Annotated in this window: 14 protein-coding genes and 1 tRNA gene; 10 read left to right on the top strand and 5 right to left on the bottom strand. The window is 66.7% G+C overall.

All coding sequences use genetic code 11. The features are described from left to right. The first annotated feature begins 44 nt into the window (after positions 1–44). The 5 genes from BMY97_RS30055 to BMY97_RS46265 all read left to right on the top strand — a co-directional run bounded on the left by BMY97_RS30055 (position 45) and on the right by BMY97_RS46265 (position 6353). A complete protein-coding gene (locus BMY97_RS30055) occupies positions 45–956 on the top strand; it encodes a PaaX family transcriptional regulator (protein WP_091623141.1) in 912 nt (303 codons plus the stop codon). After that, positions 953–1726, top strand: coding sequence for an enoyl-CoA hydratase/isomerase family protein (locus BMY97_RS30050; RefSeq protein ID WP_091623139.1), 774 nt, complete (start codon positions 953–955; stop codon positions 1724–1726). The genes BMY97_RS30055 and BMY97_RS30050 overlap by 4 nt, the downstream gene beginning before the upstream one ends. Before the next feature lie 212 nt (positions 1727–1938). Beyond that, the gene (locus tag BMY97_RS30045; protein WP_091623136.1) at positions 1939–3138 is read left to right on the top strand and encodes an alginate lyase family protein; all 1200 of its coding nucleotides are present in this window, start codon (positions 1939–1941) and stop codon (positions 3136–3138) included. A gap of 129 nt (positions 3139–3267) precedes the next feature. After that, positions 3268–3341: transfer RNA gene (locus BMY97_RS30040), tRNA-Pro, on the top strand. A gap of 237 nt (positions 3342–3578) precedes the next feature. Further along, positions 3579–6353 (top strand): NACHT domain-containing protein, encoded by a 2775-nt coding sequence (locus BMY97_RS46265; protein WP_143086339.1) that lies wholly within the window; start codon positions 3579–3581, stop codon positions 6351–6353. A 2-nt stretch (positions 6354–6355) separates the two neighbouring features. Here the strand turns inward: BMY97_RS46265 and BMY97_RS30035 are convergent, their stop codons facing one another. After that, positions 6356–7099: a tyrosine-type recombinase/integrase gene (locus BMY97_RS30035; RefSeq protein WP_245787572.1), complete on the bottom strand. Its 744-nt coding sequence runs from the start codon at positions 7097–7099 to the stop codon at positions 6356–6358. Positions 7100–7130: 31 nt separating this feature from the next. On the opposite strand from BMY97_RS30035, the gene BMY97_RS30030 reads away from it, so the two are divergent. From BMY97_RS30030 to BMY97_RS48710, 3 genes are all read left to right on the top strand, one after another. Next, positions 7131–7460, top strand: coding sequence for a GntR family transcriptional regulator (locus tag BMY97_RS30030; protein ID WP_091623208.1), 330 nt, complete (start codon positions 7131–7133; stop codon positions 7458–7460). Positions 7461–7699: 239 nt separating this feature from the next. Further along, positions 7700–8410: a helix-turn-helix domain-containing protein gene (locus BMY97_RS48715; protein WP_245787571.1), complete on the top strand. Its 711-nt coding sequence runs from the start codon at positions 7700–7702 to the stop codon at positions 8408–8410. Then, complete coding sequence (locus BMY97_RS48710; protein WP_245787570.1) at positions 8395–9177, top strand: hypothetical protein; 783 nt, start codon at positions 8395–8397, stop codon at positions 9175–9177. Before BMY97_RS48715 ends, BMY97_RS48710 begins: the two co-directional genes overlap by 16 nt. 3 nt (positions 9178–9180) lie before the next feature. Here the strand turns inward: BMY97_RS48710 and BMY97_RS30020 are convergent, their stop codons facing one another. From BMY97_RS30020 to BMY97_RS30010, 4 genes are all read right to left on the bottom strand, one after another. Beyond that, entirely contained in the window at positions 9181–9483 is a 303-nt protein-coding gene (locus tag BMY97_RS30020) for a hypothetical protein (protein ID WP_091623130.1), read from the bottom strand. A gap of 340 nt (positions 9484–9823) precedes the next feature. Then, positions 9824–9994: a hypothetical protein gene (locus BMY97_RS47285; protein ID WP_177231606.1), complete on the bottom strand. Its 171-nt coding sequence runs from the start codon at positions 9992–9994 to the stop codon at positions 9824–9826. Then, positions 9981–11582 carry a purine-cytosine permease family protein gene (locus BMY97_RS30015; RefSeq protein ID WP_091623128.1) on the bottom strand — a complete coding sequence of 534 codons (1602 nt, stop codon included), beginning with the start codon at positions 11580–11582 and terminating at the stop codon, positions 9981–9983. Before BMY97_RS30015 ends, BMY97_RS47285 begins: the two co-directional genes overlap by 14 nt. 396 nt (positions 11583–11978) lie before the next feature. Further along, on the bottom strand, positions 11979–12887 hold the full coding sequence (locus tag BMY97_RS30010; RefSeq protein WP_091623125.1) for a LysR family transcriptional regulator: 909 nt from the start codon (positions 12885–12887) through the stop codon (positions 11979–11981). 159 nt (positions 12888–13046) lie between these two features. On the opposite strand from BMY97_RS30010, the gene BMY97_RS30005 reads away from it, so the two are divergent. Further along, positions 13047–13967 carry a TIGR03620 family F420-dependent LLM class oxidoreductase gene (locus BMY97_RS30005; RefSeq protein WP_091623124.1) on the top strand — a complete coding sequence of 307 codons (921 nt, stop codon included), beginning with the start codon at positions 13047–13049 and terminating at the stop codon, positions 13965–13967. Positions 13968–14152: 185 nt separating this feature from the next. After that, on the top strand, positions 14153–15295 hold the full coding sequence (locus BMY97_RS30000) for a WXG100 family type VII secretion target (protein ID WP_091623122.1): 1143 nt from the start codon (positions 14153–14155) through the stop codon (positions 15293–15295).

Raw genomic sequence — 15295 nt, 5'->3', positions numbered from 1 at the left:
GGGCGGGTTGTCGATTCTAGGGAGCAGTGAGGTCGGTGAAACCCATGGCGGAACCCGCCATCCCGGTCGCGTTCGGCCAGCGGGCGAAGCCGCGGGACCCCCGTGCCGCGGCGCCCCGGCCGACGGTCAGCAGGCGGCGCGAGGTCAGCCACGCGAGCGCCCGCTCCCTGCTGATGACGGTCCTCGGCGAGTACGTGCTGCCGCGGGACCGGCCGGTGTGGACCTCCATGCTCGTCGACGTGCTGGGCGTGCTCGACGTCGAGGAGAAGTCCGCGCGCCAGGCTCTCGCGCGCTCCTCGGCCGAGGGCTGGCTGGTGTCCGAGCGCGTCGGCCGGCGCGTGCGCTGGTCGCTCACCCCGCCCGGGCGGCGGCTGCTCACCGAGGGCGCCGAGCGGATCTACGAGTTCGGCCGCGCCGGCCTGAGCTGGGACGGCCGGTGGCTGATGCTGATCGTCTCGGTGCCGGAGGCCAAGCGCGACCTGCGCCACCGCCTGCGCACCCGGCTGACCTGGGCGGGCTTCGGCTCGCCGGTGGCCGGCGTCTGGGTCAGCCCGGACCCGAGCCGCCAGCGCGAGGCCCAGCAGATCGTCTCCGAGCTGGGGCTCGACGCGCAGGCCATGTCGTTCACCGCGGCGTACGGCGAAGTCGGCGAGGTCGAGAGCATGGTCGCCCGCTCGTGGGACCTGTCCGAGCTGACCGACCGCTACGAGGACTTCATCGACCGGTTCACCGGCCTGCGCCCCGTCGGCGGCTGCCCGTCGCTGCGCGCGCAGACCGAACTGGTGCACGAATGGCGCCGTTTCCCGTTCCTCGACCCGCGGCTGCCCGCCGAGCTGCTGCCGGCCGAGTGGAGCGGGGCGAAGGCCGCGGAACTGTTCCACCGCAAGCACGTCGACTGGCGGCCGGCGGCCCAGCGGCACTGGGACGAGCTGCTTCAGAACGAGGAGAAGGCATGACCCGCCTGGACCGGGACGAGCACGGCCTCGCCGTGTTGACGATCGACGCGCCCCCGCTCAACCTCTACACCGCCGAGCTGCAGGAAGACCTCCTCACGGCGATCACCGCGCTGGAAGCCGAGCCCGCGCGGGCCCTGCTGATCCGTGCCGAGGGCAAGATCGTGAGCGGCGGCGTCGACGTCTCCCTCTTCGACGCCCAGGGCTCCGCCGCCGAGGCGAAGGTCTTCTTCGACCGGCTGCTCACCGTGCCGGACCGCCTCGCCGCCCTGCCGTTCCCCACCGTGTTCGCCGCGCACGGCCTGTGCCTGACCTGGGCGTTCGAGGTCGCTGTGGCCTGCGACCTGCTGCTCGCGGCCTCGCGCGCGAGGTTCGGGCTGGTGGAGAAGGTGGTCGGGCTGACCCCGACGATGGGCGGGACCCAGCGCCTCGCCGCGCGGGCGGGCGTCGCGCGGGCCAAGGAGTTCGTCTACACCGGCGACACCTACGACGCGACCACGCTCGAACGCTGGAACGTGGTCAACCGCGTGCTCCCGGACGACGGTTTCGACGCCGCCGCGCGGAAGTTCGCCGCGGAGCTGGCGGCGGGCCCGACCCAGGCCCACGCGGCCACGAAGCGCGTGCTCGCGCACTTCGAGCACGGCGGCGTACCGGAGGCGAACGCCCACGTCACGTCCATCGCGGCCGAACTCTTCGACACGTCCGATCTGCGCGGCGCGGTGAAGTCATTCCTCGCGGACGGCCCCGGCAAGGCGACGTTCACCGGCCGCTGAGGCTTTACTGCCCGATACCCGCGAATTGTTCAGCCCGCTGAATGGAAATAGCCCTCCGTTCAGCGGGCTGAATTTTATGGGGAACTGTTCCTTCGGAACGCGAAGAAAGTCCAGGTCCGGTCTTGACGACTCTGGTCTGGACCATGAAACTGGGACACAGCGCTCACCAGTGACACAGATCACTATCCCTCCGCCCCCCACCGAGGAGAGCCATGTCCGCTCGACGTTCCGGAGTGAGGAAAATCCTCGCCCTCGCCGCAATGCTGCCCGTCCTCCTGGGACTGGCGGCCACCCCGGCACCGGCCGCGCCCACCCCGTCCGCACCCGCGGCTTTCACGCACCCCGGGGTGCTGGTCAGCCGCGCGCAACTGGATTTCGTCCGCACGAAGGTCAATTCCGGCGCGCAGCCGTGGAAGAGCGCGTACGACCAGATGATGGGCAGTTCGTACGCTTCCCTTTCCCGCACCGCGAAACCGCGTTCCGTCGTCGAATGCGGCCCTTATTCGAATCCGAATCTCGGTTGTACCGATGAGCGGGAAGACGCGATCGCCGCGTATACCGACGCCCTCGCCTGGTATCTGACGCAGGACGACCGTTACGCGAAGAAGGCGATCGAGCTGATGGACGCGTGGTCGGCGACGATCACCAATCACACCAACAGCAACGCGCCGCTGCAGACCGGCTGGGCGGGCGCGTCGTGGTCGCGGGCGGCCGAGCTGATCAAGTCGACATACACCAGCTGGCCCAACGCCGGCCGCTTCGCGACGATGCTGCGCAACGTCTACCTGTCGAAGATCATCGGCGGCAGCAACAGCAACGGGAACTGGGAGCTGGTGATGATGGAGGCCGCCGTCGGCATCTCCGTCTTCCTCGACGACCAGTCCAGCTACGACTCGGCGATGGCCCGCTACCGCAACCGAGTGGCCGCGTACGTCTACCTGTCCAGCGACGGCTCCCTGCCGAAGACGGTGCCCGGCAGCGGTTTGAACACGCGCGACCAGATCGTCAGCTACTGGCAGGGCCAGGGCACCTTCATGACCGGCCTGACCCAGGAAACCTGCCGCGACTTCGTCCACACCGGCTACGGCATCGCCTCGATCGCCGACGTCGCGGAAACCTCCCGCATCCAGGGCCAGGACCTGTACGGCACGGACATCGGCGAACGGCTCCGCCAGGCCCTGGGCTTCCAGTCGAAGTACCAGCTGGGCGCCGCCGTCCCCAGCAACCTCTGCGGCGGCAAGCTGACCCTGGGCCTCGGCCCGGTCACCGAGGTGGGCTTCAACGCCCTCAACACCCGCCTCGGCATCGCCATGGCCAACACCCAAACCCTGACCGAGCAGCAACGCCCGGCGGGCACCAACAACCTGTTCGTGGAATGGCAGACCCTCACCCACGCCTCGAACCCCAACTGACGGGCCGCCCCGCTCCGGTCGCGCTTCCGGAGCGGGTTCCCGCAGGTCAGCGCCCTAAGGTGACCTCCATGCGACGCGTCCGTTGCCACCCGCTAGAGTAATGCCATCGCACTCCACGGAGTGCGGGTCCGGGCTGTGGCGCAGTTTGGTAGCGCACTTGACTGGGGGTCAAGGGGTCGCAGGTTCGAATCCTGTCAGCCCGACCGGACAGAAGAGCCGCTTGGCTTGGGTGAAAGCCCAGGTCGGGTGGCTTTCTTGCGTTGCGGTGTTGATCTTGCAGATGATCACTGACCCCGTCGCCCGGGGACAGCCCGGGGACAGACCTTCGGTCTCGGTGGACGCCAAGGGCGCACCGGCGAGCCCTCCGACCCCAGAGCGAGTAACACGCGCATGCGGCTATCCGATCTAGCTTCGAGTGGCCTACGGAGGGAGCACAGAGCGTGACCGGGCTGGAAACGGGCCTCGTGATGGGCGGGAAGTTCCTCGCGCCGCATGCCGCCAAGGCCGCACTCAAACTCGCAAAGAAGGCGACCTATCGGTGGCGAGTAGATCGAGACGTTGGTCGGCGCTTGAACCTTCAATACCCCAGGCGACACTTTCGTTCGTGGCTCAAGACGATCAAGGCCGACGACCTGCATCAGCCTGTAGAGCTTGGCGGGCCAGACCTTGCAGTCCGCCTCTCCAAGTGGCTCTGCGAGCGCGACCCGGCGTGGGAGCGCAACCAGGAGAGATTGACTGACGCCCGCCGCCTCGTTGAAGCGACATACCTCGCAATCCTCAAACTGGCAGACCCAGGACTCGAACGACAGCTGCGCGAGCAATGGAGCCGAGGTCGCAACGAGGATCTCATCGAACGACTGGTAATCATTGCGGGGGGAAGCGCCCCGGTCAGCCCGGAAGATCTGTCAGTCTGGCTATGGCGCCGCTCTGCGGAACGACGACGCCTTCGGCTCGCAGCCTTCGATGTCGATGCAGACCTAGTCGACGCGCAACTGTCCGGGCTTCGCGAACTAGTTCCCGACATCCATCCGGGATCATTTCGAGTGCTGGTCGGATCATTCGGCGCAGGTAAGTCGGAGATAGCAGAAGAATGGCACAGGACCGCCATATCTCAGAATTCCGAAATCTCAAACTCGGCAGTCCCGGTATGGGTTTCCGCCCGCGATGTCGCAACAAGTGGCCTAGAATCCAGCTTAGCGCAGCTTGTGGGTGCACATCGGGTCCATTCACGTGGCACTGCCGTAGTCGTGGACGGTCTCGATGAGGTGGACAGCGGAACCGCGGAAGCGATCGCACGCGACGCACGGATACTGGTCGCCAGCAATCCGCGCTGCACAGTACTCGCGACGTGTCGCCCAAGCGTCCTACTCGAAAGCGCTGACGATATTGCCGTCGACGGATTCAGCGAAGATGCTGCAACGACATTTGTCGAAGCGCTGGCCGGTGGAAAGTATTCGACCCTCAACTGGTCAGACGATCTGATAGACACGATCCGTCGCCCATTTTTCGCGCTAGCCGCAGGGTCTTTGATCGCAGCCGGTCACTCTCCGGCCAACCAGGTCGAACTGATCGACAAGCTAGCCCAAAACGCTCTCATGCGTCCCAGCAACTCTTCCGCGACCAGTTCACGCGATTTGTTCAGCATACTCATTAGCCTCGGAGTATCTCTTACTCAATCAAATGGACACCTCGACGGTCTATCCTTTCAAGAACGTCAGGCCGCGCTGTCTACGCGGCTAGTAAGCCGCAACGCTAGCAACCATGCATCATTCGTCCTCCCAATATTCGAGCAATGGTTCGCCGCGCAGGCATTAATTGACGAAGGTGATCTATTTGCCGAGGCAATCAGCGGATCCGAACATTTCGATAAGTGGCGATGGGCCGTTGCGATCGCCACACTTGGCGGAACCTCCGAGCAGGTCGACAACATGATTGAAGCATGTCTCAGATCAAATCCTGGCGCAGGGGCATGGATTATCGAACAAGTTTCACCACGGAAATCCACCTCACCGCCAAAAGCCGAAGAATCAATTGATCGAGATACGGCCAGAAGCCGACTACTTCGCACACACAGGACATGGATCGATTCACTTGGGCCGATCTCAACCACCATATTTCCAATTGACGACCCATCGAATCCAATTAGACTCGGCGCAAGAGTCACTGGCCGCTTCCTTCACATTGGATGGTCTACTACTGCGCCGACGGCAGACGAATGCCTCCCGTTGCCGGACCATATTCAACTTTTCTCACCACGAGACGAGAACTGGCAATTGAGGTCCGGAGGGGCAGTTCCAGAAGGAATTCAATGGCCCTGGACAAAAGTACGCGATCATATTGCAAGCAGCACCCTTAAAGCACTCAACGTCCCAGCAGTTTTCGGACCGGAGGGCGGCGTCTGGCATCGAGAGATTCGATACCGAACAGCAAGACTCCTGATGTCGGAGCGCAGTATGCGTCATAGCCCCCTCGACTGCCAAAAAGTCATCGAAGCCGGCCAACAATTGCTGAGCCAAATTCACCCCGGAGTACAGCACGCCACAATCAAATTCGGGCCTCACGCGGTCGAACTCGCCGATATCAAGGATCTGGTCACATGGCTTCAAACCGAAGGCCGCGAGAGCCTTGAGCGCCTCGTGCCAAAACCCGACGTGCTTCAACCTGCGAGTGGCCGGGTGTGGGATTTATACACTCCTCGGCACATGGCACGTTTTTGCGCGGAGATGTACGGACTTGCCTGCGTAGCATACGAGGAGGTAGCTGATACCGACTTTGCAGCGTTCGCATGGTCTCTGGGCCACAGGGTAATTCGACCATTCGGAATCATCGGTTCACTCAAATACCACGAATCTGAAATGGGCACCATTCCATCGTTTTCATACGAGATGGTACCTCAAGAACTTCTCGAGGAAATCACCAACAAAGAAGAGAACCTGGTAGTGTCGTCCAACGGTCGGTCGGCGGTAAAGCTACTGTCGCGATCGTCACGCGACATCTTGAATTGGCATGAAACAGCAGCGCAGCATGCTAAGAAAACTTCCGAATGGGTTCTCAAAAACGGCACCAAGACACCGTTTCAGAATATCTATTCAGCCGGAACCGCAATTGAATGCAGCCACGAACGGCCTGTGAGCTACGCTACAGCGCAGTGGATTTGGCAAGACCTCAGGCTCCTATCTTTGGCACAAGGAACGTTTCCGCAATTGGACCAATAGCCCTAGACGGCGCGCAAGCGACGCTTTTCACGCGCCACCGTCAGGTGTTTCGACAGCAACTCGCCCGCATCCGTGATCGACTGCTGATCGGGGTGGAGGTACCGCTGAGTGGTCGATAGCGACCCGTGCCCTACAATCTTCCTCAACACGTGCACGGGTACGCCAGCGTCGGCCATCCACGTAAGGCCAGTGTGGCGGAGGTCGTGCCGCCGAAGGTGCTCGAACCCCAGCTTGGTCACGACCTCGTCCCAGTGCGTCGCGTCTCGCAGTACGGCAGTGCTGATCCGACCGCCGCGAGGGCCGGTGAACAGCCTCGCCATCGGCTCCGGGCCGACCGCCTCCAGCCGACTCGCGACCAGCGGCCGGATCTCCTCGATCAGCGGCACATCCCGGGACCGCTTGCCCTTGGTGGCCTTGTCTACCAGCCCGCCAGGGGCCGTGGTCGTCTGCCGACGAACAGTCCACAACCATTTCTCTCGGTCGATGTCGCAGACCCGAACTCCTGAGACCTCGCCGATCCGCGCGGCCGTGGATGCCATGAACTTGACGATGTTGCCCCACCCAGCGAACTCGTCTGACGATCGTGCGACCAACGCGTTCGCGAGGCGCAAAAGAGTTGGCCAGTCAGGAAGCGCGACGGAACGGGGGTCGTCAAGCTCGTCCTCGGCCATCTCGAATTCGCGCTGCCAACCGCTGATGCGAGCGGGGTTCCGGCTGATGAGCTCGTCGCGGTGCGCCTGTTCCATGACACGTACGAGCATCGCGAGGCTGTTCTTGATGGTGGATTTACTGCAGGTCGCCGAGGCCCTTTTAGATGCGATCCGTCACGGGCGCTACAAACCCGGGGACAACCTGCCGAGTTACAAGGCTCTTGCCAGCGAGCACGACGTCGCCATCGGGACAGTGCAGAGCGCGATTGCCCGCCTCCGAGAACAAGGGGTCGTCGCAACCCGACATGGCACCGGCTCGGTCGTGCGCGCCGACTTGGATGTGGAAGCTCTTGGCGATAGCCGAAATGTCGCCCCGTGGATGGAGGCGCTGCGGTTGCTGCGAGATATCGCCAAGCGTGTCGAAACGATCGAGACGAAGCTCAACCACGGCCATTGACGAGGGACCACAGATCGCCATGATCGCTGAAGTATCGACCGTGGCTGCGAACGCTACATTGGATTTCTGTGCTGGTGTTGCTGGTTTCATGTCCCCAGCGTCACCTGCCGACCAGCGCATCGTCCAAGGCCGCGTTGTCTTAAACAGCGCAGCGTAGGACTGACAGGCATAAGCGCAGTTCAGCCGCCCTGCACATCGTCCAAGACCGCCAGAAATTTGCTGCGAAAGGACTTAAATTCGTGACTGACGACCAGCCTTGGCTGTCACCGCGGACTCCGACCGAGGTCGAGCTGAACACAGGCTTGCTCGCTGAAGTCCTAAAGGACTACCGCAAGCAGAACGGGGTCAGCCAGGCGGATCTTGCCCAGATCCTGAACATAGATCAGTCATACATCTCGAAGATCGAGAGTGGGCGGCGGCAAGTGAGGGATCTCGACACGTTCCTCCGCGTCGTCAATCAGCTAGGCATCTCGCCGGCGCGGCTCGGGCTGTCACCGGAACTCCTCCACCCCATCCCCCCACCGTCTACATCGGCGCTCGTCAACGACGTAGACCCGGTTGCGGTCAGCCAGGAGGAATGGCGTCGGAGCCGGCGGGAGCTGAACAGCCGACGCAGGGAGCTGGCAGAGACAGCCGCGACGCTCTACCGGCCTGAAGCGCGCATCGGTAAGGCGCCGTTCATGGCTCGGCGAGAGTGGATGCCACCAGCACCTGTTCGGCTTGAGGACATCAACCTTGCATGGTCGGATGGCCGGATCCCGATCACCGTTGCCGGGACGGAGCCAGAAGCCGAACGAGCACTGCCACTTCGCGCACCTGGAAGACGATTCGACCGGTACACGTCGGCGATTCGCTATCTCGATCCGCCTTCCCTTTTTGAGAACCGGCCAAGCTACCGACTTCTCGGCGTCGACTTGACGCCGGCAACGAGAGCATGGGTTTCGGACTAGCCACCTACTTCGACAAGCTCGACCTGTCCGAAGCGATCGCCCACGAACTTGCAGTTGCCCAAGCGCCGAACAGGAAGACTCCTCGCGCAGACTGGGCCGAGCTTCCGCTGCGCGGTCTCATTGGCGACCCTTTCGACCTTGGCCGGCGACCGGTCATGCCCGCGATCGAGACACTGACGCTCCGGCGACAGCGAAACACTGGTGACTCCACATTCCTCCTGCACTGGCGCGATCCGGCCAAGGTCGCAACCGCGGCGGGGATTTACGGACTCATCTCCGCAGGCGACTTCCAGCCGTCGTCGGTGGCGTCATGGGACCGGGAAAACGACTTCGATCTTTGGCGAAGCATGGTACGGGAGTACTCGGAGGAGCTGCTCGGGGAGCCAGAGCGCGACGGCAGCCAGGGAGAACCGCTGGATTACGAGAACTGGTCGCTCTACCGAGACTTGCAGGCTGCCCGCGAAAAGGACAGGGTGATTGCCTTTTGCCTGGGGATCGAGCTCGACACCCTTACCCTCACCGCGACGATACTGACGGTGGTTGTGATGGACGACGATGTCTTCGACGACCTCTTCGGCAACTCAGTCCATGTCAACCCAGAAGGCGTCCTCATCACAGCGGCCGATTCGTCGTCCGTCTCGGAGGGCGTCCCCTTCACCGAGGCGAGCGTCACTCGCCTGCTGACACAAGAACCGATGGCCTCGCCGGGGGCTTGCATCCTTGACCGGTCGTGGCGGTTCCGTGACATCATCCTCGCGAGGGGGTAGGTGTCACTCGTCGCTGCCGCGATCCAACAGGCTGATGATCTGGCCGAGCGAGCTGTTCACCGTGTCGAACCCGCGCTGCATCTCGTCCCGAAGGTTGCGAACGCCCTCACGGAGGTCGAGCTGGTCTTCGCGGAGCGCGTTCAGAGTGCCCGTGTGGGCGCGCAACTCCGCGCGGACCTCCGCGACGTCCCGATCCGCGCCGGCCGCGAGCACTCGCGCCGCTCCCGCGTCGGTCGATCGTTCCCGGAGGTCGGCCACCTCACGCTCGAGACGGGTCACACGTTCGCGCAGCTCGTCATCAGCCATACGTCGATACTACGGGCTACTCGACTTGACGACCTACTCCGGGGAGGGGCAAGTCAGCCGGGGACAACTTGGGGACAGCGAACAAGGCAACAGACGCAAACCCGCAGTGCGAGAGCAACAGCAGAAGACTCCGATGTTGCTGTTTTCGCAGTTCAGAGCACTGCCTGAGTCCTGGGGTCAAGGGGTCGCAGGTTCGAATCCTGTCAGCCCGACCGGACAAGCCACGTTCACTCAGGTGAGCGTGGCTTTTTTGTGCTGAGAGGGCAAAACCCTGGGGTTCCCAACCAGATGCCCGTAAATGTTCACTGCAACGCGACATCCCACCTTGACGACCGCCAAGTCAACGGCGCGAGGAGCGGCCACCAGCCGACGCGAGGCCGACCGCGCCGAATCCGAGGGTGCCCAAGCCGCCGACGGTGATCATGATCCAGGCCAGGCCGGTGTTCTCCGACTGTTGCTGGTCCGGGCTTCGGGTGACGCCGCCGGATTCGCAGCTGTCACCGGGCCGCATCGTCTCCCCGCCGCAGGTCGCGGGGCCCGGGCTGAGCGACAGGATGCCCAGCACCAGCAGGGCGAGGCAGACCAGCCCGGCCAGCACGAGTTTCACCGGTGAGCCGGTCGGCCGCATCGGACCTGCTTTCGTTCGGCGGGGGTTCCCGCGGGGGCGCCGCGGGAGGGACCCGTCCGGCATCGGCGATCGAAGCACGGTTTCCGGCGTGGTCGGACGGTGGAATTGCCGCCACGACGAGCGGGCGCATGGCCAGGTAGTAGAGAGCGCCCCCGGCAATCGTGCCGAGGATCCACGAGATGTCGGCGCCGCCCACGGCCGCGACCAACGGGCCGGTGTAGAAAGTGGTGCTCATGAACGGGATCTCGACGCCGATGGCGAGCAGGTACGGGATCAGCGCGCGCCAGTTGGCGCGGCCGTATTCGCCGTCCGGGTCGAAGATCGCCTTGATGTCGTAGCGTTCCTTGCGGACCGCGTAGAAATCGACGAGGTTGATCGCGGTCCACGGGATCAGGAAGTAGGCCAGGAACAGGATGAAGTTCTCGTAGTTGGCCAGGAAGTCGCCGCGGCCGGCGATGGCGACCGCGGTCGACACGACGGCGGCGGCGACGATGTAGCCGACCCTGGTGCGACGGGTGATGGCGTGCCGGCGCAACGCGGTCAACGTGGTCGCGGTGGACATGAAGCAGCCGTACAGGTTCAGCACGTTGATCGCGATGATGCCCAGGACGATGATCGCCGCGAACAGGCCGTGCGCGCCGGGGGCGAGGTCGACGACGAACTGGATGGAGCCGCCGTCGAAGGCCCGCTCGGCGACCGAGACCGCGATCGCGCCGAACAGCATCATCCAGACCGAGCCGAGCACCGAGCCCGCGTAGGTCCACCAGAACGTCGAGGAGACCGACGTGCGGCTCGGCAGGTAGCGGGAATAGTCGGCCACGTAAGGCGCATAGGTGATCTGCCAGGTCGCGGCGACCGCCACCACCAGCAGGAAGACGCCGGGCGAACCGCCGCCGCCGTGCCAAGCCCTCGCCACGTCACCCGCCTGGAACAACCGGACCGTGAGATAGCCGAAGCCGAGCGCGCTGAGCAGGCTGATCCACCGGTCCGCGCGATGGATCAGCCGGTAGCCGAACACGGCGAGCACCGTGCACAGCGCCGCGACGAGCACGATCGCCACGTTCACGTCCAGGCCCGTCGCGCCGGCCAGCGCCTGGCCGCCGAGCACCGCGCTGGTCGCGAAGAACCCGACGTACATCACCATCACCAGCAGCAACGGCAGCACCGCGCCGTGGAACCCGAACTGGGCGCGGCTCTGGATCATCTGCGGGATCCCGAGTTTCGGCCCCTGCGCGGAATGCAGCGCCATGAACACGCCGCCGACCAGGTTGCCGGCCACCAGCGCGAGCACCGCGACCGGCAGCGGCAGCCCGAGCACCACGCCCAGCGCCCCGGTGACGATCGTGGTCACCTGCATGTTCGCCGCGAACCACACCGCGAACAGGCCGATCGCCCGGCCGTGCCGTTCGGACTCCGGGATGAACTCGATCGACCGGCTCTCAATCTGGAGCGCAGCGCCGTACTCAGCCATGGCGCTCATTGAAGGCAGCACGGGCGCCGGACGCCAGGACCGATCGGGAACGTGTGTCTGGGATTTCAGACCTCGGGCAGGCCGGCTCCAGGCGTTCAGGCGCCGCCCGATCGGCTCGTTGCCGTAGCGCCGGGAAGTCTGGCTGGCATCGGAGACGGGCCGATCATGCGCGCGGTCAGAGAAGCTGCCCGCGCACGCTCGGCCGCCCGGGTCGCGACGCTCGCCGTCGGGCTCGTGGTGCTCCCGGCCGCCGCGGTCGTCGGGGCCGTGGTCTCGGTGACGCCGATCGGGCTCCAGCTGCCCTCGTTCCTCCGGCGGGCCGCAGGCAGCGGGTTCCTGGTAGGTCCCGTCGTCTCGTGGGCCGGTGCACGCGGCGACGACTGGCCTCGGCGGCGGTCAGTCCCCCGCCGGTACCGGGCCGGTGAGATGGGCCTGGGCGTACCTCCGGAACGCCGCCAGCAGACGGCTGTTGTCCCCCGCCCGGGTGGCGAGCACGACGTGGCACGGCTCGATGCCCTCGAGCGGGATGGTGGTCAGGTCGTTGCGGAAGGCGCTGCCCAGGGAGCCCGCGATGATCGCCACGCCGCGGCCGTCGGCGATTGCCTCGAACTTGTCTTCGATGGCCTCGATGAAGGGGCCGCCGGGGGCGCGGCGGCCGTCCGGGCGGGGGTCGACGCGCCAGAACGCGCTCCAGGCCGGGTCGGACTCCCGCAGGCGGGGCATGGGCTCGTCGGCGATGTCGTCCAGGGTGATGGATTCCTTGCCCGCCAGGCGATGCGACCGCGGCACCAGCAGGACGCGCGGCTCGTCGTAGAGGATCGTCACGTGCAGCCGGTCGGTGGGGATCGGCAGCCGGGTCACCACGGCGTCCACCCGGTGTTCCAGCAGCGCCGGGCGCACCTCGTTCCAGGCCAGGTACGAGGCGACCACCTCGGCGTCCGGGTGCCGGCGGCGCAGCTCCCGCACCGCCGGGGTGACGATCATGCCCATCGAGTACCCGATGGTGAGCCGGCTCGGCTGGGCGGCGGCCCGCGTCCGCGCGGCGGCCTCCGCGGACGAGCGCAGCACCGCCTCGGCCAACGGCCGGAACACCTCACCTGCGCCGGTCAGCCGGCTGCCCTGCGGGGTGCGGTCGAGCAGCCGGGCGCCCAGCTGCTGTTCCAGCCGGCTGATCTGCCGGCTCAGCGACGGCTGGGTGGTGTGCAGCGCGGCGGCCGCCCGGCCGAAGTGCCGGTGCTCGGCCAGCGCCAGGAAACACCGCACCAGCCGCAGGTCGAGGTCGGCCGGGGGCAGGGAGTCGGTCATCCCTCCAGCGTAGCGCCCAAGAGCGTTGTCCTCCGTCTGACCAGCGGTGATACGGCAGCCGTAATACCGGATGCAGAACATTCATTGGCCGTGCGGCGCGGCCGGCGGGCAGGCTGGGAGCACCACTGCCGGCCGGCCACGTTCCCGAGGAGAAGCTCCATGAACACCACTGAAATCGAGGCGGCCCGCAAGGCGCTGGGCCCGGTCGGCGTGTGCCTGCCGGTCGAGTTCACCACCGCGCTCGACATCGGCGCCCAGCGCGAAGCCGTGCGCCGGCTGGAAGCCGCGGGCTACGGCGCGGTCTGGACCAACGAGGTCATCGGCGGCAAGGACGTGCTGGCGCAGCTGGCCGTGCTGCTCGCGGCCACCGAGCGGATGGTGTTCGGCACCAGCATCGCCAACATCTGGGCCCGCGAACCGCAGACCGCGCACGGCGGGGCGGCGCTGCTGGCCCAGGCCTACCCCGGCCGGATCGTGCTCGGGCTGGGCGTCGGCTACCCGGAGCAGGCGGCGGGCACCGGCCGGGAGTTCGGCCGGCCGCTCGCCACGATGCGCGACTACGTGACCCGGATGGACGCGCCGACCTGGCCGCCCGCGCCCGCCGCGGGCTATCCGCGGATCATCGCCGCGAACGGCCCGAAGATGCTGGCGCTGGCGGGCGAGGTCGCCGACGGCGCCTTGCCGGCGGGGGCTCCCGCGGAGCAGACGGCGCTGGCCAGGACGTCGCTCGGCCCGGACAAGCTCCTGGTCGTCGGCCTCTCCGTGGTGCCGGACGCCGACGCCGGCCGGGAAACGGCGCGAGAACGGGTGACCGAGATGCTCGCCCGGCCGGGCACCAGCGCGGGCCTGGTCCGGCTCGGCTACTCCGAGGAGGACGTCCGCGACGTCAGCGACCGGCTGGTCGACGCGCTCATCGCCCACGGCGGCCCGGCCGCCGTCGCCGCCAAGGCCCGCGAGCACCTCGCCGCGGGCGCCGACCACGTGACGGTCCTGCTCTCCCCCGGCACCGGGTTCGCGACCGGCGTGGACCGGCTGGAGCAGCTCGCCCCGGCGTTGACCGAGGTCACCCGCCTCGCCTGACCGTCCACATCGGACCCCCGGGGCCGGCCGGCCCCGGCCCCACCATCCACATCGGACCCCGCTGGGCGCCGCCTCACGCGGCCCGGGCGAGCCGGCGCGATCGTCGTTTCATCGGGATTTCATCGGTCACCGCTAACTTCCGGCGGGGGCCGGAAGTCGGCCCGCAGTCGCGCGAAGGTAGGGCTATGGCCAGCGGAACCGGTGGGGGAACGATGATCGAGGCGGCGTCGGCCGGGGTGGAGGGCCTGGCCGACGCCGTCACGTCCGGGCTGGACCGCGCGGGCCCGGCGGGCGCGGTGGCGCGCCCGGTGGTCGACGCGCTGCGCAACGTGTGGGAGGGCTACTTCGGCGCGCCCGTGCCGCCCGGCGGCACCAACTGGAACGCCTACTCCCACCAGCAGCTTTACCAGATGCTGTGGGACAACGCCGACGTCGGCGACGTCAGCACGGTCGCCGCCGAGTGGCAGCGGCACGGCTCGGAAATGTCCTCGCACGCCGAGACCCTGCGTGGCCAGCAGGGCTCCCTGAAGCAGAATTGGAGCGGCGAGGCCGCCGACCACGCCTCCGGGCGGCTGGGTCAGCTCGGCGAGCGCGCCGACGGCGCCGGCACCCGGGCGGGCACCGTCGGGCACGCCGCGCAGCAGGCCGGCGACTCGCTCGCCGTCGCCCGCAACACGATGCCGAAACCACCCGGTGACCCGACCGGCCAGGCGGTCGCCGCCGCGGCGGCCGGCGGCGCGGCGGGCGCGGTGATCGGCGGGGTGCTCGGGGCGGGGGCCGGCGGGATCGGCGGCGGGCCGGGTGCGCTGATGGGGGCCGCGATCGGCGCGGTCGCCGGCGGCGGCGCGAGCCTGTTCTTGTCCAGCGTCCAGGCCTCGGAGAAGAAGGCCGAGGCGGTGCACGTGATGCAGCGCTACGAAACCGGCCTCAACTCCAGCTCCCGCGCCATCACGCCGGGCGGCGGGACCACCGTCGATTCCTACGGCGCCGACGACAGCACCTCCGCGTCGAGCTACCTCGGCTCCACCGCCGGCAGCACCACCGGCGGTTTGCCCTGGCCCCAGTCGGCCGCCACTTCGCTCGACCCGAACCTGAGCGCCGGGCTGCGGTCGGGCCTCGAAATGGAAACCACGATGCTCGCCCGCAACGCCGCGCTGGCGGAGATGGCCGCGGCTCGCGCGGCGTCGGGCAGCGGCATGCTGCCCCCCGGCGGGCGCCCGAACGGCTCGGAAGAAGAAGAGCAGGAGCACCACAACAAGATGCCGGTGCTCGACCAGTCCCTGCTCACCCCCGACGAACTGACCAGCAGCCCGGTGATCGGGCTGTGA

The organism is Amycolatopsis saalfeldensis (genome assembly GCF_900110575.1).
In the GTDB taxonomy this organism is placed as follows: domain Bacteria; phylum Actinomycetota; class Actinomycetes; order Mycobacteriales; family Pseudonocardiaceae; genus Amycolatopsis; species Amycolatopsis saalfeldensis.
The sequence above is the reverse complement of the archived record's forward strand: the minus strand, read 5'-3'. Positions and strand labels throughout refer to the sequence as shown.

Bases quoted from the DNA above. Each gene is read 5' to 3' on its own strand.
- BMY97_RS30055 (WP_091623141.1), top strand. From the start codon at position 45: ATGGCGGAACCCGCCATCCCGGTCGCGTTCGGCCAGCGGGCGAAGCCG.
- BMY97_RS30050 (WP_091623139.1), top strand. From the start codon at position 953: ATGACCCGCCTGGACCGGGACGAGCACGGCCTCGCCGTGTTGACGATC.
- BMY97_RS30045 (WP_091623136.1), top strand. From the start codon at position 1,939: ATGTCCGCTCGACGTTCCGGAGTGAGGAAAATCCTCGCCCTCGCCGCA.
- BMY97_RS30035 (WP_245787572.1), bottom strand. From the start codon at position 7,099: ATGGAACAGGCGCACCGCGACGAGCTCATCAGCCGGAACCCCGCTCGC.
- BMY97_RS30030 (WP_091623208.1), top strand. From the start codon at position 7,131: ATGGTGGATTTACTGCAGGTCGCCGAGGCCCTTTTAGATGCGATCCGT.
- BMY97_RS48710 (WP_245787570.1), top strand. From the start codon at position 8,395: ATGGGTTTCGGACTAGCCACCTACTTCGACAAGCTCGACCTGTCCGAA.
- BMY97_RS30020 (WP_091623130.1), bottom strand. From the start codon at position 9,483: ATGGCTGATGACGAGCTGCGCGAACGTGTGACCCGTCTCGAGCGTGAG.
- BMY97_RS47285 (WP_177231606.1), bottom strand. From the start codon at position 9,994: ATGCGGCCCGGTGACAGCTGCGAATCCGGCGGCGTCACCCGAAGCCCG.
- BMY97_RS30015 (WP_091623128.1), bottom strand. From the start codon at position 11,582: ATGGCTGAGTACGGCGCTGCGCTCCAGATTGAGAGCCGGTCGATCGAG.
- BMY97_RS30010 (WP_091623125.1), bottom strand. From the start codon at position 12,887: ATGACCGACTCCCTGCCCCCGGCCGACCTCGACCTGCGGCTGGTGCGG.
- BMY97_RS30005 (WP_091623124.1), top strand. From the start codon at position 13,047: ATGAACACCACTGAAATCGAGGCGGCCCGCAAGGCGCTGGGCCCGGTC.
- BMY97_RS30000 (WP_091623122.1), top strand. From the start codon at position 14,153: ATGGCCAGCGGAACCGGTGGGGGAACGATGATCGAGGCGGCGTCGGCC.